This window comes from Mycobacterium simulans (assembly GCF_900232995.1).
Classification (GTDB): domain Bacteria; phylum Actinomycetota; class Actinomycetes; order Mycobacteriales; family Mycobacteriaceae; genus Mycobacterium; species Mycobacterium simulans.
In genome coordinates, this window is record NZ_OCVX01000003.1 from 2,015,892 (window position 1) to 2,032,066 (window position 16,175).

At 64.8% G+C, this 16,175-nt stretch carries 11 protein-coding genes and 4 pseudogenes; 5 read left to right on the forward strand and 10 right to left on the reverse strand.

The features are described from left to right. Window positions 1–37: 37 nt before the first annotated feature. Window positions 38–1,223, reverse strand: a pseudogene (locus tag MSIMFI_RS09780) (amidohydrolase). Between the two features lie 39 nt (window positions 1,224–1,262). On the opposite strand from MSIMFI_RS09780, the gene MSIMFI_RS09785 reads away from it, so the two are divergent. Together MSIMFI_RS09785 and MSIMFI_RS09790 are read left to right on the forward strand one after the other, a co-directional pair. Further along, window positions 1,263–2,057, forward strand: coding sequence for a purine-nucleoside phosphorylase (locus MSIMFI_RS09785; protein WP_224770134.1), 795 nt, complete (start codon window positions 1,263–1,265; stop codon window positions 2,055–2,057). Window positions 2,058–2,066: 9 nt separating this feature from the next. After that, window positions 2,067–3,662: a phospho-sugar mutase gene (locus MSIMFI_RS09790; protein WP_224770135.1), complete on the forward strand. Its 1,596-nt coding sequence runs from the start codon at window positions 2,067–2,069 to the stop codon at window positions 3,660–3,662. Between the two features lie 7 nt (window positions 3,663–3,669). On the opposite strand, the pseudogene upp reads toward MSIMFI_RS09790, so the two are convergent. After that, window positions 3,670–4,287, reverse strand: a pseudogene (upp, locus tag MSIMFI_RS09795) (uracil phosphoribosyltransferase); the annotation flags it as partial. A gap of 91 nt (window positions 4,288–4,378) precedes the next feature. Between upp and MSIMFI_RS09800 the strand changes: the two are divergent. Further along, entirely contained in the window at window positions 4,379–5,251 is an 873-nt protein-coding gene (locus tag MSIMFI_RS09800) for an alkaline phosphatase family protein (RefSeq protein ID WP_191497060.1), read from the forward strand. 33 nt (window positions 5,252–5,284) lie between these two features. Next, a complete protein-coding gene (gene satS / locus MSIMFI_RS09805) occupies window positions 5,285–6,565 on the forward strand; it encodes a protein export chaperone SatS (RefSeq protein ID WP_191497061.1) in 1,281 nt (426 codons plus the stop codon). 41 nt (window positions 6,566–6,606) lie between these two features. On the opposite strand, the gene MSIMFI_RS09810 is transcribed toward satS, so the two are convergent. The 4 genes and pseudogenes from MSIMFI_RS09810 to MSIMFI_RS09825 form a co-directional block, all read right to left on the reverse strand. After that, complete coding sequence (locus tag MSIMFI_RS09810) at window positions 6,607–7,497, reverse strand: alpha/beta fold hydrolase (protein ID WP_191497062.1); 891 nt, start codon at window positions 7,495–7,497, stop codon at window positions 6,607–6,609. Then, complete coding sequence (locus tag MSIMFI_RS09815; protein ID WP_191497063.1) at window positions 7,497–8,078, reverse strand: hypothetical protein; 582 nt, start codon at window positions 8,076–8,078, stop codon at window positions 7,497–7,499. The genes MSIMFI_RS09810 and MSIMFI_RS09815 overlap by 1 nt, the downstream gene beginning before the upstream one ends. A 367-nt stretch (window positions 8,079–8,445) precedes the next feature. Next, window positions 8,446–10,108: pseudogene (locus MSIMFI_RS09820) on the reverse strand (MDR family MFS transporter). 27 nt (window positions 10,109–10,135) lie between these two features. Further along, window positions 10,136–11,347, reverse strand: coding sequence for a cytochrome P450 (locus MSIMFI_RS09825; protein ID WP_191497064.1), 1,212 nt, complete (start codon window positions 11,345–11,347; stop codon window positions 10,136–10,138). A 938-nt stretch (window positions 11,348–12,285) separates the two neighbouring features. On the opposite strand from MSIMFI_RS09825, the gene MSIMFI_RS09830 reads away from it, so the two are divergent. Further along, complete coding sequence (locus MSIMFI_RS09830) at window positions 12,286–12,534, forward strand: hypothetical protein (RefSeq protein ID WP_186241897.1); 249 nt, start codon at window positions 12,286–12,288, stop codon at window positions 12,532–12,534. Here the strand turns inward: MSIMFI_RS09830 and MSIMFI_RS09835 are convergent. The 4 genes and pseudogenes from MSIMFI_RS09835 to MSIMFI_RS09850 all read right to left on the reverse strand — a co-directional run. Next, a pseudogene (locus tag MSIMFI_RS09835) lies at window positions 12,531–13,164 on the reverse strand (polysaccharide deacetylase family protein); the annotation flags it as partial. The gene MSIMFI_RS09830 and the pseudogene MSIMFI_RS09835 sit on opposite strands and share 4 nt — an antisense overlap. Window positions 13,165–13,269: 105 nt before the next feature. Further along, entirely contained in the window at window positions 13,270–14,358 is a 1,089-nt protein-coding gene (locus MSIMFI_RS09840) for an adenosine deaminase (protein WP_186241889.1), read from the reverse strand. Further along, window positions 14,358–15,656 (reverse strand): thymidine phosphorylase, encoded by a 1,299-nt coding sequence (locus MSIMFI_RS09845; protein ID WP_191497065.1) that lies wholly within the window; start codon window positions 15,654–15,656, stop codon window positions 14,358–14,360. The genes MSIMFI_RS09840 and MSIMFI_RS09845 overlap by 1 nt, the downstream gene beginning before the upstream one ends. Continuing rightward, complete coding sequence (locus MSIMFI_RS09850; protein ID WP_186241887.1) at window positions 15,653–16,054, reverse strand: cytidine deaminase; 402 nt, start codon at window positions 16,052–16,054, stop codon at window positions 15,653–15,655. The genes MSIMFI_RS09845 and MSIMFI_RS09850 overlap by 4 nt, the downstream gene beginning before the upstream one ends. Window positions 16,055–16,175 lie beyond the last annotated feature (121 nt).

Below are 16,175 nucleotides of genomic sequence, written 5' to 3' on the forward strand. Positions count from 1 at the left end.
TCCTCATCGCTACGCTCTGCATCGTCGCCGGCGCGGCTCATGAGGCCACCCGTTTATCGCGAGCCTCCAGTACCCGATCACGCTCGTCGCGAGTCTGGGCGAGATGAACGATGGTGCGCGCCAACATGATCGCGCCGTCGACAACCGCGCGATCGGCGCTGGCACCGACGGCTGCCGCAGCGAAGGCGCGCTGGTGAACCGTCGCACCGCCGGCGTCCACACCGATCACCGGATGAATCCCCGGTATCACCTGCGTCACGTTACCCATGTCGGTGCTGCCCAACGGGAGCGCCGCCTCCATGGCGGATGGCACCGGCTCGCGCCCTAGCCGCCGCATCTCCTCGCGGCATACCTCGGCTAGCCATTGGTCGGGTTTGAGCTCCGCGTATGCCGGTGCGGCGTTGTCGATTTCGTATTCACAGCCGGCGGCCAGCGCACCAGCGGCAAAGCAAGCGAACATCCTGCCCTCTAGCTCGCGCAGCGAATCCGATTCCACCGCCCGCATCGCATACTGCAACGTCGCATGCCCGGGGATGACGTTGACCGCCTGCCCGCCCTCGGTGACGATGCCGTGCACAAGCTGCCCTGGCGCCAGCTGCTGCCGCAGCAAGCCCACGGCCACCTGGGCAACGGTCACGGCGTCGGCGGCGTTGACCCCGAGGTGCGGGGCGACGGCGGCGTGCGATTCCTTGCCGCGGTACTCCACGGTGACCTCGGACAATGCCAACGATCGGGTGCCGGCGATGTCGGTCGGCCCGGGATGAACCATCACCGCCACCGCGACATCATCGAACGTCCCAGCCTGCAGCATCAGCGCCTTACCGCCGCCGGACTCCTCGGCGGGAGTGCCCAGCAACGCCACGGTAAGACCCAAGTCGTCGGCTACCTCGGCCAATGCCAGCGCGGCGCCCACCGCCGATGCCGCAATGATGTTGTGACCGCAGGCGTGGCCAATCCCGGGAAGCGCGTCGTAATTCTGCGCAGATCCCGACCACCAGCGGCCCATTGCCGTAGTCGGCGCGAAATGCCGTGTCCAAACCCGCGACGGCCGCGGCTACCTCGAAACCGCGTTCGGCAACCAGCGCCTGGGCCTTGGCGCAGCTGCGGTGTTCGGCGAACGCCAACTCCGGTTCGGCGTGGATCGCATGGGACAGCTCGACCAGTTCGCTGCCACGGCGCCGCACCACTTCCTCGACGTTATCCAGGGCGCTGGCAGCAAGCATGCTCGCAGTATCTCACCGAGCGAGTTACGCTCCCCCACTGTGACTGATCCCGCCGAACTCGCACAACGGGCGGCCCAGGTCATCGCAGAGCGCACCGGGATCGGAGAGCACGACGTCGCGGTCGTTCTTGGGTCGGGATGGGCACCGGCCGTTGCGGCACTGGGCTCCCCTACCGCCGCGGTGCCTTACGCCGAAGTGCCAGGTTTCACGCCCCCGCAGGCGGCCGGTCATGCCGGGGAGCTGTTGTCGGTGCCGATCGGTAGGCACCGGGTGCTGTTGCTGGCCGGTCGCATACACGCCTACGAGGGACACGAGCTGCGGCACGTCGTGCACCCGGTGCGGTCGGCGTGTGCCGCGGGAGCGCGGATCGTCGTGCTCACCAACGCGGCCGGCGGCCTGCGTCGGGAGCTGCAGGTGGGCCAGCCGATGCTGATCAGTGACCACCTGAACCTGACCGCGCGTTCGCCACTGGTCGGTGCGCAGTTCGTCGACCTGACCCACGCGTATTCACCGCGGTTGCGGGCGCTGGCTCACGCCGCGGACCCGGAGCTGGCCGAGGGCGTGTACGCCGCCCTGCCGGGTCCGCATTATGAGACGCCCGCGGAGATCCGGATGCTGCAAACGTTGGGCGCCGACCTGGTTGGAATGTCGACCGTGCACGAGACCATCGCCGTCCGGGCGGCGGGTGCCGAGGTGCTCGGGGTGTCCCTGGTGACGAACCTCGCTGCCGGGATCACCGGCAAGCCGGTGAGCCACGCCGAGGTGCTCGCCGCCGGGGCCGCATCGGCGGCTCGGATGGGATCGCTGCTGGCCGACGTCATAGCTCGGTTTTAGAAAGTGACTGTGACACCGCAGGATTGGATCGCTCACGACCCGGACCCGCGGACGGCCGCCGAGCTTGCCGCGTGTGACCCCGACGAACTGGCAGCGCGATTCGCTCGTCCGCTGGCGTTCGGCACCGCGGGGCTGCGCGGTCCGGTGCGCGGCGGGCCGGACGCGATGAATGTTGCCGTGGTGCTGCGCGCCACTTGGGCGGTGGCACAGGTGCTCACCAGCCGCGGCCTCGCCCGATCACCGGTGATCGTAGGGCGCGACGCTCGGCACGGCTCGGCGACATTTGCCGCCGCTACTGCTGAAGTGCTTGCTGCAGAAGGTTTTTCGGTTCTGCTATTGCCCGATCCAGTGCCCACACCCGTGGTCGCGTTCGCGGTGCGCCACATCGGGGCCGCCGCCGGGATACAGATCACCGCATCGCATAACCCCCCGACCGACAACGGGTACAAGGTGTATCTCGACGACGGCATCCAGATCGTCTCTCCCACCGACCACCAGATTGAAGCCGCGATGTCGTCGGCTCCCCTGGCCGATCGGATCGCCAGGAAACCGGTCCGAGCCACCGGCAACGAGCTGGTTGACCACTACATTCAGCGCGCGGCCGGAGTCCGCCACTGCGCCGGTTCGGTGCGGGTGGCCCTGACACCGATGCACGGGGTCGGCGGCGCGGTCGCAGTCGAGACGCTGCGACGGGCCGGCTTCGACGATGTGCAAACCGTCGCAGCACAATTCGCGCCGGATCCCGACTTCCCTACCGTGAGATTCCCAAATCCGGAGGAGCCCGGTGCCACCGACGCACTGCTCGCCCTGGCTAACGACGTCCGCGCCGACATCGCGATCGCACTCGATCCCGATGCCGACCGGTGTGCGGTGGGCATCCCTTTGGGGAAATCGGGGGCGTCGGGCTGGCGGATGCTGTCCGGCGACGAAACCGGTTGGCTGCTAGGCGATTACATTTTGTCGCGGGCCTCGAATCCGGAGCACATGGTGGTTGCCAGCACGCTGGTGTCGTCGCGGATGCTGGCCGCGATCGCCGCGCACTACGGCGCGGTCCACGTAGAAACCCTCACCGGTTTCAAATGGTTGGCGCGCGCCGACGAGGGCATCGCCGGCGGAACGCTGGCATACGCCTACGAGGAGGCGATCGGGCATTGCGTCGATCCCGTCGCGGTGCGCGATAAGGACGGCATCAGTGCCGCGGTTTTGGTGTGCGATCTGGTCGCCATGCTGAAACAGCAGGGTCGCTCGGTGTCTGATGTGCTCAACGAGCTCGCGCGGCGCCACGGAGTGCACGATGTTGCCGCAGTATCGCGTCGGGTCGCCAATCCCGAAGAGGCTGCCGCTTGGATGCAGCGGCTGCGTAGGGTGCCGCCGGATCGGCTGGCTGGATTTGCCGTGACCGTCACCGATATCACCGATGTGCTGATCTTCACCGGCGGCGACGACGGCACTTCGATCAGGGTGGCGGTGCGCCCTTCCGGAACCGAGCCGAAGGTGAAGTGTTATTTGGAGGTTCGCTGTGCGGTGACCGGTGACCTACGACATGCCCGGGAACGGGCCGCCGCGGTGCGTGCGGAGCTGGCCTCTTCGGTTGCGGCTCGGTGAACGGGCTGGGCCCGAACTGCCGGTCGCCGGCGTCGCCGAGACCCGGCACGATATATGCGGCCTGATTGAGCCCTTCGTCGACCGCCACAGTGAACACCCGGGCGGTGGGCGCCGCCTTCTCAAGCGCCGCAAGCCCTTCCGGTGCAGCCACCACACAGAGCACGATGAATTCCGTTGCGCCGCGGCGTTTCAGCAGTTCAATCGTTTGGATCATCGACCCACCAGTTGCCAGCATGGGATCGAGGACCATTACCGGCCAGCCTCTGAGATCGTCGGGCAACTTCTCCATATAGGTGACCGGCTCGTGGGTTTCCTCGTCGCGCGCCATACCGACGAACCCGACCTGGGACTCGGGTATCGCAGCCTGTGCCTCATCGATCATCCCCAGGCCGGCGCGCAACACGGGAACCAGTAGTGGCGGGTTGATGAGTCGCGTCCCGACCGTTTCAGCCACTGGGGTCCGGATCTTGACCGGCTCGCGGGGTGCGTCCCGGCTGGCCTCGTAAACCAAGACAAGCGTCAACTCGCGCAACGCGGCACGGAACGCAGCCGGATCGGTGCGTTCATCGCGCAGCACGGTCAGTCGGGCAGCGGCCAGCGGGTGGTCTACGACGCACACGTCCATGGGTTCGAGCGTACGTAACAATCAGGGGTAGTACCGCTAACACACGTCGCGCGAGGCCGTATGCCGTACAAACCGCCCATATACTCCCGGCATGCGGGATCACCGGCGACCCCAGACCAGGGCGTTCCGAGCGCTGGCTGTAGCCGTTTTGGTGGTTGCAACCAGCGCCATGGCCCCCCGCGTGAGCCTCGCGGCGGCAGCCCTGCCAACCTTCGCGCACGTGGTGATCGTGGTGGAAGAAAACCGTTCTCAGGCCAACATCATCGGTAACAAGTCGGCGCCATTCATCAACGCACTGGCTGCCAACGGCGCAATGATGGCCCAATCGTTCGCCGAAACACACCCAAGCGAACCGAACTACCTGGCGCTGTTCGCCGGCAACACCTTTGGGCTGACTAAGAACACCTGTCCGGTCAACGGCGGCAACCTGCCCAATTTGGGTTCTGAATTGCTAGCCGCCGGTTACACATTCGTGGGTTATTCAGAAGACCTGCCCGCGGTCGGCTCAACGGTCTGCGCGGCGGGCAAGTACGGCCGCAAGCACGTGCCGTGGGTCAACTTCAGCAACGTGCCACCTGCAGCTTCGGTGCCGTTTTCCGCGTTTCCCACCCCGGACAACTACGCCAGCCTGCCGACCGTCGCGTTCGTCATTCCCAATGCCGCCAACAACATGCACGACGGCTCGATCGCTGCCGGCGACGCCTGGTTGAACCGCGAGCTGGCTGCCTATGCGAACTGGGCCAAAGCCAACAACAGCCTGCTGATCGTGACCTGGGACGAGGACGACGGATCCAGCCGGAACCAAATTCCGACGGTGTTCTACGGCGCGCACGTGCAGCCCGGCACCTACACCGAGCAGATCAACCACTACAACGTTCTTTCCACGCTGGAGCAGATGTATGGGCTGCCCAAGACGGGCAATGCGGCGAATGCCGCCCCCATCGCAAGTATTTGGGGCGGATAAGCGCCAGCGGGCGAGGTCGCTATTCTGTGCCGCATGGCTGCTGACCTCGTGCCCATCCGCCTGAGCCTGTCCGAAGGTGACCGCTACACGCTGTGGGCGCCTCGGTGGCGTGATGCCGGCGACGAGTGGGAAGCGTTTCTGGGCAAGGACGACGACCTGTACGGCTTCGAAAGCGTCGCTGACCTGGTCGCATTCGTGCGTTCCAACACCGACAACGACGTGGTCGACCACCCGGCGTGGCAGGGTCTGACCGAGGCGCACGCGCACCACTTCGAGCCGTCCGAAAACAAGCAGTTCGATCTGATGGTCGTCGAGGAGCTGGTGGCCGAGAAGCCGACAGAAGACGCGGTGTCGGCGCTTGCGGCGACACTAGCCGTGGTCTCGTCCATCGGATCGGTGTGCGAGCTGGCGGCGGTGTCGAAGTTCTTCAACGGCAATCCCATGCTGGGCACGGTGTCCGGCGGCATCGAACACTTCACCGGGAAGGCCGGCCAGAAACGCTGGAACGCGATCGCCGAGATCATCGGGCGAAGCTGGGATGACGTGCTCAAGGCCGTCGAGGACATCATCAGCACTCCGGACGTCGACGCGGAGCTGTCGGAGAAGGCCGCCGAAGAACTGGAAGAGGAGATCGAAGAGCCCGAAGCATCTGACGAGTCCGACGCCGAGGCCGCCCAGGACGCGGTTGACGAGGCCGAGGAGGGCGAGGAGGCCGAGGAAGAGGAGGAAGAACGCGCGCCCGGCGACACTGTCGTGCTTGGCAGCCAGGAGGATTTCTGGCTGCAAGTGGGAATCGACCCGATCCAGATCATGACGGGTTCAGGCACCTTCTATACGCTGCGCTGCTACCTGGATGATCGGCCGATATTCCTTGGCCGCAACGGCCGGATCAGTGTATTCAGCTCCGAGCGCGCACTGGCCCGCTACCTTGCCGACGAGCACGACCATGACTTGTCGGATCTGAGTACCTACGACGACATCCGCACCGCCGCCACCGACGGGTCACTGGCCGTGGACGTCACCGACGACAACGTCTATGTGCTGAGCGGCCTCGCCGACGATTTCGCCGACGGGCCCGACGCGGTGGACCGCGACCAGCTCGACCTCGCCGTCGAGCTGCTCCGCGATATCGGCGACTACTCCGAGGAAAGCACCGTCGACAAGGCGCTGGACTCCGGCAAGCCACTGGGCAAGCTGGTGGCCTACGTGCTGGACCCCGATGCGGTTAGCAAGCCCGCGCCGCCGTATGCCACCGCGGTTCGGGAGTGGGAAAAGTTGGAGTCGTTCGTCGAGTCGCGGCTCAGGCGCGAATAGCGCCGCAAGCCGGCGACGACATTGAGCCAGAGCGTCGCGGCTCAGGCGCGAATAGCGGCGAAGATCTCGTCCCAATCTTCGATGTGGAAATGGCCTTTGCCGTCCGTCCAGTGAAAATCAACGTCTGGGATCGTGCGCTCGAGATACTCCCCCATCGAGCGCGGTACGAAGGTGTCTTCGCTGCCTAACCAGATGTGGGTGGGCACGGCCACGTCGGCGACGTCGAAGTCCCACGGTCGATACTCGAGTAGCGATTCATACGCTGCGCCGCGGCTGCCCTGACGGAACGCTTCGAGCTGGATGGCGCGGAAGTGCTGGGCGAAAAGCTCGTCGCGCATGCGCTGTTGGTCGGCCCCGGATACCGAAGCCGTCACCAACCGGCAAAACAGCCTTGGGGAGTACTTCGCGCACCAGCCGAGGGGCGCAAACAAAGCGCCGAATGTGCGCGGCGCGCGTTGCGCCAGCCGGGCATAGAACCGGTCCGTCGAGTTCAGGCTGCGCATGATGTCCGGTGTCGCCAGCGGACCCCACGGTCCAAGCGCGCCGACGAACTTCAGCCGTGCGGGCGGGATGACGGTCCCGCAGACAAACAGGTGCGGTCCGGCACCCGAATGTCCAACCACGCCAAACTGTTCCAGCTCGAACGCGTCGGCCAGAGCGCAAACGTCTGCCGGCCAATCACGAAAGGTACGTCCTTGCTTGAAGGTTGAGCGACCAAACCCTGGCCGATCAATTGCGATGAGCCGAAGGCCCGCTCGCTTTGCGGCTCCGTCGGCGAAAGCGCCCTCCAGCCGCGAACTTGGCGTGCCGTGGAAGTAGAACGCCGGGTAGCCGGCGGGGTCGCCCCATTCCAGATAGGCCAGTTCGCGCCCGTCGGGCAGGACGAACACACTAAACTCATCGGTGCGAATGCATTTGGGTAACAACAACATTAGCCGATTGCTTCCAGAAAAGCCCGGCCCCGCGGCGACAACCGGTAGCCGACATCGAGGCTGATCGTCAGGCCCAATTCCTTGAGCCGGCGGACCCGCCGCTTGAACCGAGGCACGTCCAGCCCTTCTCCGGCCGCCAGGTTGGGGGCGCGCACCGCCTCGTTATCGGCGATCAACCGCAGGTACCTTCTGGTCCACGCGCCGGACGGGCTGGCGGTATCGAGGCGGTCGAGGCCGGTCACGATCGCCGCGACGTCATCGGCGGTCAGGGCGTCGTCCGCTGCGAGCGCCGGGCGTTCGTCGGGGCCGGCGAACGACACCGTGATGAGGTATGTGTGTTTCGCGGGCCGCCGATCCAGCTCCGCCTGCGCGATCGCGGCATCAGGAAAGCCGGCAGCGCGTGCCTGCTGCTCGGTGACCCGATAGTCGTGGGGAAGCTCCTCGACATCGTCGATGCGGATCGTGCCCGCCATCGTGCGTTGGGTGCCACCAGGTTTTGCTCGTGCGACGTCCCAGCGCCGCAGCACCAGGTTGACGCGACCGTTCGCAATGCCCTCGGCGGTGGCACGGTTGAGCAGCACACGAGCGATGGTATGCCGGGCGCTGACGCCGGCGTGTAGCACGTCCGCCCTGATCCAAACCAGATTTGCCGCCGACTGGTGTGTGTCAGAACGCTGGCGAGCTGGTTCTCCCGGCTGATCACCGGGTTAGCCCCCGGTGAACCGCAGCACCCGAGCGATGGAATGCGCGTGTCGGCTGTGATGTCTCGGGGAGCCGTCCGACACCGATCAGTCCCGTTCCCTGATCGACCGGATGCGCGCGGCGGGGCGCGCCGAAGCCCAAATCAGTTCGGCCCGCCTCGCGGCCATCGGGGATCTGTTCGAGCTGCGCCGCAAGTCAGGCCGCCGAGCCGTCGGCGCCGACTCCACACCGATGTCAAACAACGGCTCAAGCGGGCGGTATGCCCGCGTCATCGCTGCGCGGCATGCGTGCGATCACATTCTGCAGCGGTTGTTCCGGGGTATCGGTCGTTGGCATTCCGAAACCCCTCACCGAAATCGACTGCCCTGTTGTGGATGTCGCGCAACGGAACTTCGCGCATAAACAGCGCCAAGACAAAACCGATCGCGGCCACCGGAGCCGCGCACAGGAATACCAGGGCTAGCGACCCGGCGTAGGCGTGCACAATCGGCACGGCCACGGCAGGGGGTTGTCGGTGCAGCGCTACGGGCGAGCTCACCACGTCGTCGGACGCGCCGGTGGCCGCCAGCGCCGAAGCCAGCCGTGAGTTGAGGAGGTTGACGAACAAGGAACCAAATATGGCTGCCCCGAACGAGCCGCCGATGGTGCGGAAGAAACTTATGCCGGAGGTGGCAACGCCTAGGTCGTCGAAATTCGACGTGTTCTGCACGATCAGTACCAGCACCTGCGTGGTCAGGCCGATGCCGGCACCCAGGATCAGCAGGTAGACCGATTGCGTTGTCGCAGAAGTCGATCCGTCCATGCCAGACATCAGGACAAACGCGATCGTCATCAGCGCGGTGCCGACCACCGGAAAGATCTTGTAGCGACCGGTACGCCCGACCACGCTGCCGCTACCGATGGAGGTGATCAACATGCCGATCACCATCGGCAGTACGCGCAGACCCGAGGCGATCGCCGAAACACCGTTGACGTACTGCATGAATGTTGGCACGAATGTCAGTGCACCCAGCATCGCGAACCCTACGACGAACGCCAGCACACAGCACACGCTGAATACCGGCCCGGCGAACAGCCGAGTTGGCAAAATCGGTTGGGCAGCACGGGTTTCCACCCATACGAACACGCCGAGAGTCACCGCGGCACCCGCGAACAGCCCAATGATCGGCGCCGACCCCCACGCGTAGACGGCGCCGCCCCAACTGGTGGCCAAAGTCAATGCGGCCGCGCTCAGGCCAATGAAAACGATGCCGGCATAGTCGATTACGGGTTTGGTAACGGCTGCCAGCGCCGGGATCGCCGCGGCCGCCACACAGATCACCACCGCCGAGACCGGGAGGTTGATCCAAAACGCCCACCGCCAGGTCAGATAGTCGGTGAAGTAGCCCCCGAGCAACGGGCCCCCGACCGTCGTGACGCCGATTACCGCGCCCAGGATCCCCTGATACCTCCCGCGATCTCGAAGCGGCACAACCTCACCGACCAGGGCGACGGCGGTGACGGTGATGGCGCCTCCGCCGATTCCCTGTAGGGCACGCGATAACACCAGCATGGTCATCGACTGCGCCAGCCCGCACAACACCGACCCCACCACAAAGAGCAGCACGGCGACTTGAAACACCCGCTTGCGTCCGAACATATCGCCGAGCTTGCCGACCAGCGCTGTGACGATCGTCGAGGCCACCAGGTAGCTGGTGACCACCCATGATTGACGACCGGCCTCTCCCAGGTCGGCGACGATGGTTGGCAACGCGATCGCGACGATGGTCTGATCCAGCGTCGAGAGCAGTATGCCGAGCACGATTGCCAGGAAGATGAAGTTGCGCCGCCGCGGGGTGATCAGCGCGCTGTTGAGTGTGCCATCAGCGGTCGGCGCGGAAGCGGCGACCGTCGCTCTCGGGTGTGTCATGGCGGCCTTTGCGTCGTCGTCAGGGCGTTACCAACGCACCGGCAACGACAGCATGCCCTCGTTCATCATCCCGGTGCGAACCTCCAGGTCGTCCACATCCACCGCAAGCTCAAGTGTCGGCACTCGGGTGACCAAACCTCGCAGGAGCGACTGCATCTCGCAACGGGCGAGCCAGGCGCCCGGACACAGAAACCGACCGTGGCCGAAACTGATATGCCGATTGTCCGATCGGTCGACCAGGAACTCCTCGGAGTCGTCGAAGACGCGGGCGTCGCGGTTCGCCGAAGTAGTGCTGATCGCGATCGTCGTTCCCTTCGGGATTACCGTGTCGTCGAGCTCGATGTCCTCGATTGCATAACGGAGAGCACCGAGGTTCGACGGCGGCAGGTAGCGCAGCACCTCCTCGACCGTCGACTCGATCAGTTTCGGATCGGCAACCACCCGGCCATAGCAACCCTTGTGCAGCAGCAGACCGATCATCCGGGAAATCATCACCCAGGTGGAGTCGATGCCCGCGGCGAAGAGTGCCTGTGCGAGGTAGACCAGTTCGAGGTGACTGAGCCGCCCGTCGTCGACGTCCGACACGGCGACCAGATCGCTGAAGAAATCGCCCGTCGGTTCGGCTCGCCGTTTCTCGGCCAGATCACAAATGAACTGCGCGAACTCCTGCTGGCCCGCGGCCATCTCCTCGGCCGTGTGGCGCGAGAGGCTAAACAACCGCTCCGCCCAGTACTGGGCTCGGTCCCCATCATCGGCCGGAAACCCGAACATCTCACCGATAATCTGCCGCGGCAGCGGTCGGGCGAGGGCCTCGACGGCGTCGGCGGGCATCGGCCCGGCCAGCATTGCATCGAGCAGCTCGTCGACAATCGTGACGATTCTTGGCCGCAACTCCTCGATCCGCCCTCGGCGCAGCGCCTTGGCGAACAACCGGCGAATCCGCGTGTGATTGGGCGGGTCAACCAATGTTGAGACGAACTCCAGCTCCAGCATGTTGAGCTGTGTGGTCGAAAGCCTGGCCGCGTCCGCACGATACATGTTCCGACTGACTCGACGGTCGTCCAGCAGTTGCTTGGCATCGTCGTAGCGGGTGATGACCACCGCCGGGTCGCCGCTCGGAAAGCGCACGTCGGCAACCGGGCAGCGCTGCCGGAGTTCGCCGAGCTCGTACGACGCCGACAACGCGTGCGGCTGAGTGAACGGGTAGTCCGTTGCAATGCTGGTACCAGGACCGGCCACAATGCCACCTCTTCAGATCTTAAGACGGATAGTCGATCCAGAACTGGATGCAGAACAAAATTCGGAACATCGGTGTCACTGATACGCGAATATATTACAGGTAACAATCCGTCGGCAAGGCCTCGCTTTTGACTCACTAAAAAGTCTGCGTAGCCTGATTTGTTGCCTCACGGATTACCGTCAGCCCTAAGTCAGGTTGCGTACTTGTCCACTGCGCCAATGACTTTCACCGTCAACGTCGAAGATTAGCCGACCTCTGGCTTTCTCGATAGTGGCCGCATTGTGCATTTTGCATTGCTCATTGTGCAATGTGCATTGGGTGCGCATTGTGCAATGTGCATTGCGCGCGTATTGCGCGTTGTGCATTGTGCATCGTCCGGCTGGCGTGTTTGTTGATTTTCTTCGCGCCGGGCGCGGTTTCGACGCGATTTGTGCGAATTTCTATGCATTCGCGCGCCTCGGTGTGCTATATGGCCATTTGCGATCGGTTGGCGGCCCGACCGCCGGCTAGCACTTCGGCGTCCGGCTCACCTTCCTCCCCCGACTGAACCCGGACCCCAACGCAACGACACGGCGTGTGCGCACGCACAGCGTTGAGTCCATCTTGCAAAGGTGATGTTCGCGGCTTCGGCGAACCACAGCGCGACTCGCGGGATTCCGTTGCCGCGCCTGCCCATCGGTGCAGGCGACATCGCCGGCGCCCGCACCGAGTTCCACATTCCGGCACTTGCTGCGACGGGAGGGCCGGCAGGACAACACATGCCCCCATTTCCGTTAATGTTGTTGTGTTTCACCGCAATACGTTTGCAGGAAAGGCGTTGCGGCAGTGATATTCCGGATCGTCTTTTGCTGAGACTTACATGCCCTCCTGCTCCATCACGTTTCCTTGTATCGTCAAGTCTGTCGTTTGGCGCTGTTGCTACAGGAAGGCGTGGATCATGAACGCACGGAGGTTCGTCGGCTTGGCGATCATGACGGCGGTCGCTCCGATCGCGGTCCTCATCGGAAGCAGCGCGGCGCATGCCGATACCGATATCGGTAAACCATGCTCGCCGGAAGGCGCGAAACTATGGGGGAACCCCGGCCCAATATATTGCGAGCGCCAGGCGGATGGGCAACTGCAATGGGTGTCCATTCCCGCTTGGGCATTGTGTGTGGCGTTCTGCGACCGGCCTGGCGGACCCTAGGCCGGATGAACGGCACGCCAGTGTTCGGCGATCTCGACGCGCCTGGCCAGCCGCACCCGATCATGCGACTGCACGTAGTCGAGGAAGCGCTGCGGCGACGCGACCCGCGCCGGGCGGCCGGCCAGCCGACAGTGCAGACCAACGGACAGCATCTTGGGGCTGCCGTCGGAGCCCTCGGCGTAGAGCACGTCGAACGCGTCGCGAAGGTGCGCCAAAAGTCATCGCCGTTGGAAAATCCTGCCGGAGAAGCGAATCGCATGTCATTGGTATCGAGCGCGTACGGCACGACGAGGTGGTCGGCGTCGTGCACACGCACCCAATAGGGCGCAAGTCGTCGGCGTAGGAGTCGGAGTCATAGAGGAAGCCGCCGTGCTCGACAACCAGCTCGCGGGTGTGCGGCGAGTCGCGGCCGGTGTACCAACCACGCGGCGCTGCGCCGGTGAGCTCTCGGTGGATCCGCACCGCGAGCTCTAGGTGCGCACGCTCGGTATCCCGATCGATCCGCTGGTAGGAAATCCACCGCAAACCATGGCAGGCGATTTCATGGCCGAGCTCGCGAAAAGCGGCGACCGCCTCGGGATTCCGTTGCAGCGCCGTGGCGACCGCGAAAATCGTCAACGGAATGCCGCGCCCAACCGGTCGACGAGCACACGCCGAACAGCAGCGCCATGCGCTGGCGGTCGGTTAGCTCGTTAAAACCGTTCAGTCCGAGGGGTCTCTGCGTCGGCATCTGCGCTACCCGATCAGCACCGCGTACCGCGGCTTGATCACCTCGTCGATGATCGCCAGCCGCTCATCGAATGGAATGAACGCCGACTTCATCGCGTTGATGGTGAACCGCTCGAGATCACTCCAGCCGTATCCGAAAGCTTCTACCAGACGATGCATTTCGAGGCTCATCGTCGTGTCACTGATCAGCCTGTTGTCGGTGTTGACGGTCACCCGAAATCGCGTCCGGGCCAGCAGATCGAACGGGTGGTCGGCGATGCTCGCGACGGCTCCCGTCTGCACGTTCGAGCTGGGGCACAACTCCAGCGGAATTCGCTTGTCCCGCAGGATGGATGCCAGCCTGCCCAACGTGACACCACCGTCGGCAGCTACGTCAATATCGTCGGTAATCCGCACCCCATGGCCCAGCCGGTCGGCACCGCAAAACGCGATCGCCTCATGGATGGACGGCAACCCAAACGCCTCGCCAGCATGAATTGTGAAGCGCGCGTTGTTATCCCGCATGTACTCAAAAGCGTCCAGGTGCCGAGTCGGCGGATGTCCGGCTTCGGCGCCGGCGATGTCGAATCCGACTACCCCCTTGTCTCGGAATCGGATCGCCAGCGCGGCGATCTCGCGAGACACCGCGGCGTGCCGCATCGCGGTGACCAAACAGCGCACCTTGATCGGACTGCCTTCGGCGGCACAAGCCTTCTCGCCGGCGGCGAACCCGGTCAACACGGTATCGACGACTTCGTCGAACGACAGCCCGCGGTCGATATGCAACTCGGGGGCGAAGCGCACCTCGGCATACACCACCGAATCGGCGGCTAGGTCTTGCACGCACTCATAGGCGACGCGGTATAACGCCTCCGGAGTCTGCATTACCGCCACGGTGTGCGAGAAAGGTTCGAGATAGCGCTCCAGCGAGCCACTGTGCGACCGGGTTCGGAACCAGTTCGCCAGCGCCTCGACGTCGGTCGCCGGCAGCCCGTCGTAGCCGACTTGGCCGGCTATGTCGAGCACGGTCGCCGGGCGCAGCCCGCCGTCGAGGTGATCGTGCAGCAGCGCCTTGGGCGCTTGCTTGATCGTCTGCAAGTTCAGCGGGTTGGTCATCAAGCAATCCGATCGATGATCAGTGGCCGGGCCTGCGGTGGTGTGTCCTCGACACTCCAGGCGCCCTCCAGCTCGGCCATCGCCGCGCCGAAGCGTTCCGGGGTATCGGTGTACAGCGTGAATAACGGCTCACCGGCCGCGACCGGCTCCCCGGGACGTCGGTGGATCCTGACACCGGCGCCGGCTTGGATCTGTTCACCCGGGCGCGATCTGCCCGCGCCCAGCCGCCAGGCTGTCAACCCCACTGCCATCGCGTCGATGGTGCCCATTGTGCCGCTCCGGTAGGAGATGACCCTCTCCGAATGCGCGGCGACCGGTAGCGGTACCGACAAATCACCTCCCTGGGCGGCGACCAGCTGGCGGAATCGGTCCATCGCGGTGCCGTCCCGCAGTGTCTGGGCGGGATCGAGACCGTCGATCCCGGCCAGCGCGAGCATCTCCTCGGCTAACCGCAACGTCAGCTCGACCAGGTCGGGCGGCCCACCACCGGCGAGCACCTCCATGGACTCGGCAACCTCGAGTGCATTGCCGACGGTCGCGCCCAGCGGGCAGTTCATGTCCGTCAGCAGCGCATGGGTGGGCACCCCATGGGCCGCGCCCAGCTCGACCATGGTGTGCGCCAGTTCGCGGCACTGTGTCTCCGACTCCATCAGCGCCCCGGCGCCGACCTTCACGTCGAGCACCAACCCGCCGACCCCTTCGGCCAGCTTCTTGCTCATCACTGAACTGGCGATCAACGGCAAGGATTCGACCGTCGCGGTGATATCGCGCAGTGCATACAGCTTCTTGTCGGCCGTTGCCAGCTGTCCGGCGGCGAAGATCGCCGCACCGATGTCACACAATTGTTCGCGGACCCGCTGATTGGGCAAGTCCGTGGTGAAGCCCGCGATGGATTCCAGCTTGTCCAAGGTGCCGCCGGTATGGCCCAGTCCACGACCGGATGCCTTTGGCACGGCCCCGCCACAGGCGGCGACGATCGGCACCAAGGCCAGCGTGGTTTTGTCCCCGACCCCGCCGGTGGAGTGCTTGTCCACCGTCGCCAATGGCTTACCGCCCGAGCGCAGATCGGTGAAGTCCAGCAGCTCACCGGAAGTGAGCATCGCCTCGGTCCACCTGGCGATCTCGCCGCGGTCCATGCCGCGCCACACAATCGCCATCAACAGGGCCGCCATCTGTGCATCGGCAACCTTGCCGTCGGTGTAGGACCCGATGATCCAGTCGATGGCGGCGTCGGAGAGCCGGCCCCCGTCGCGTTTGGTCCGAATCACTGTCGGCGCGTCGAATGCGAAGTCGCTCAAGAAAGTTCCTTAGCCAGATCGCCGGGCCCGAAGGCATCCGGAAGCAGATCGCCGAGCGGGCGGGGCGCGGCCGGATGGTCAATCAGCAGCTCGGTGCCGCCGTGCTCGAGCAATACCTGACGACATCGCCCGCAGGGCATGAGCAGCGAGCCGCTCCCGGTGACACACGCGAGCGCCACCAGCCGGCCGCCACCGGTCGAATGCAGGGCGCACACCACACTGCACTCCGCGCATAGACCCAGGCCATATGAGACATTCTCCACATTGCATCCGCTGACAATGCGGCCATCGTCGACCAATGCCGCCGCACCCACCGGGAACCGCGAATACGGCGCATATGCTCCAGCCGCGGCCTGGATTGCCGTGTCCCGCAGCATCTTCCAATCAATGTCAGGCATTCCGCAACCCCTGCTCAACGGCGACGCGGCTCAAGAAAGCCCACCCTAACTCCGCTATTGTCGTTATAAGACACACGCCTTTCGATCCGACTGTTCGGTACCACCCGCAACCTGGTCAAGT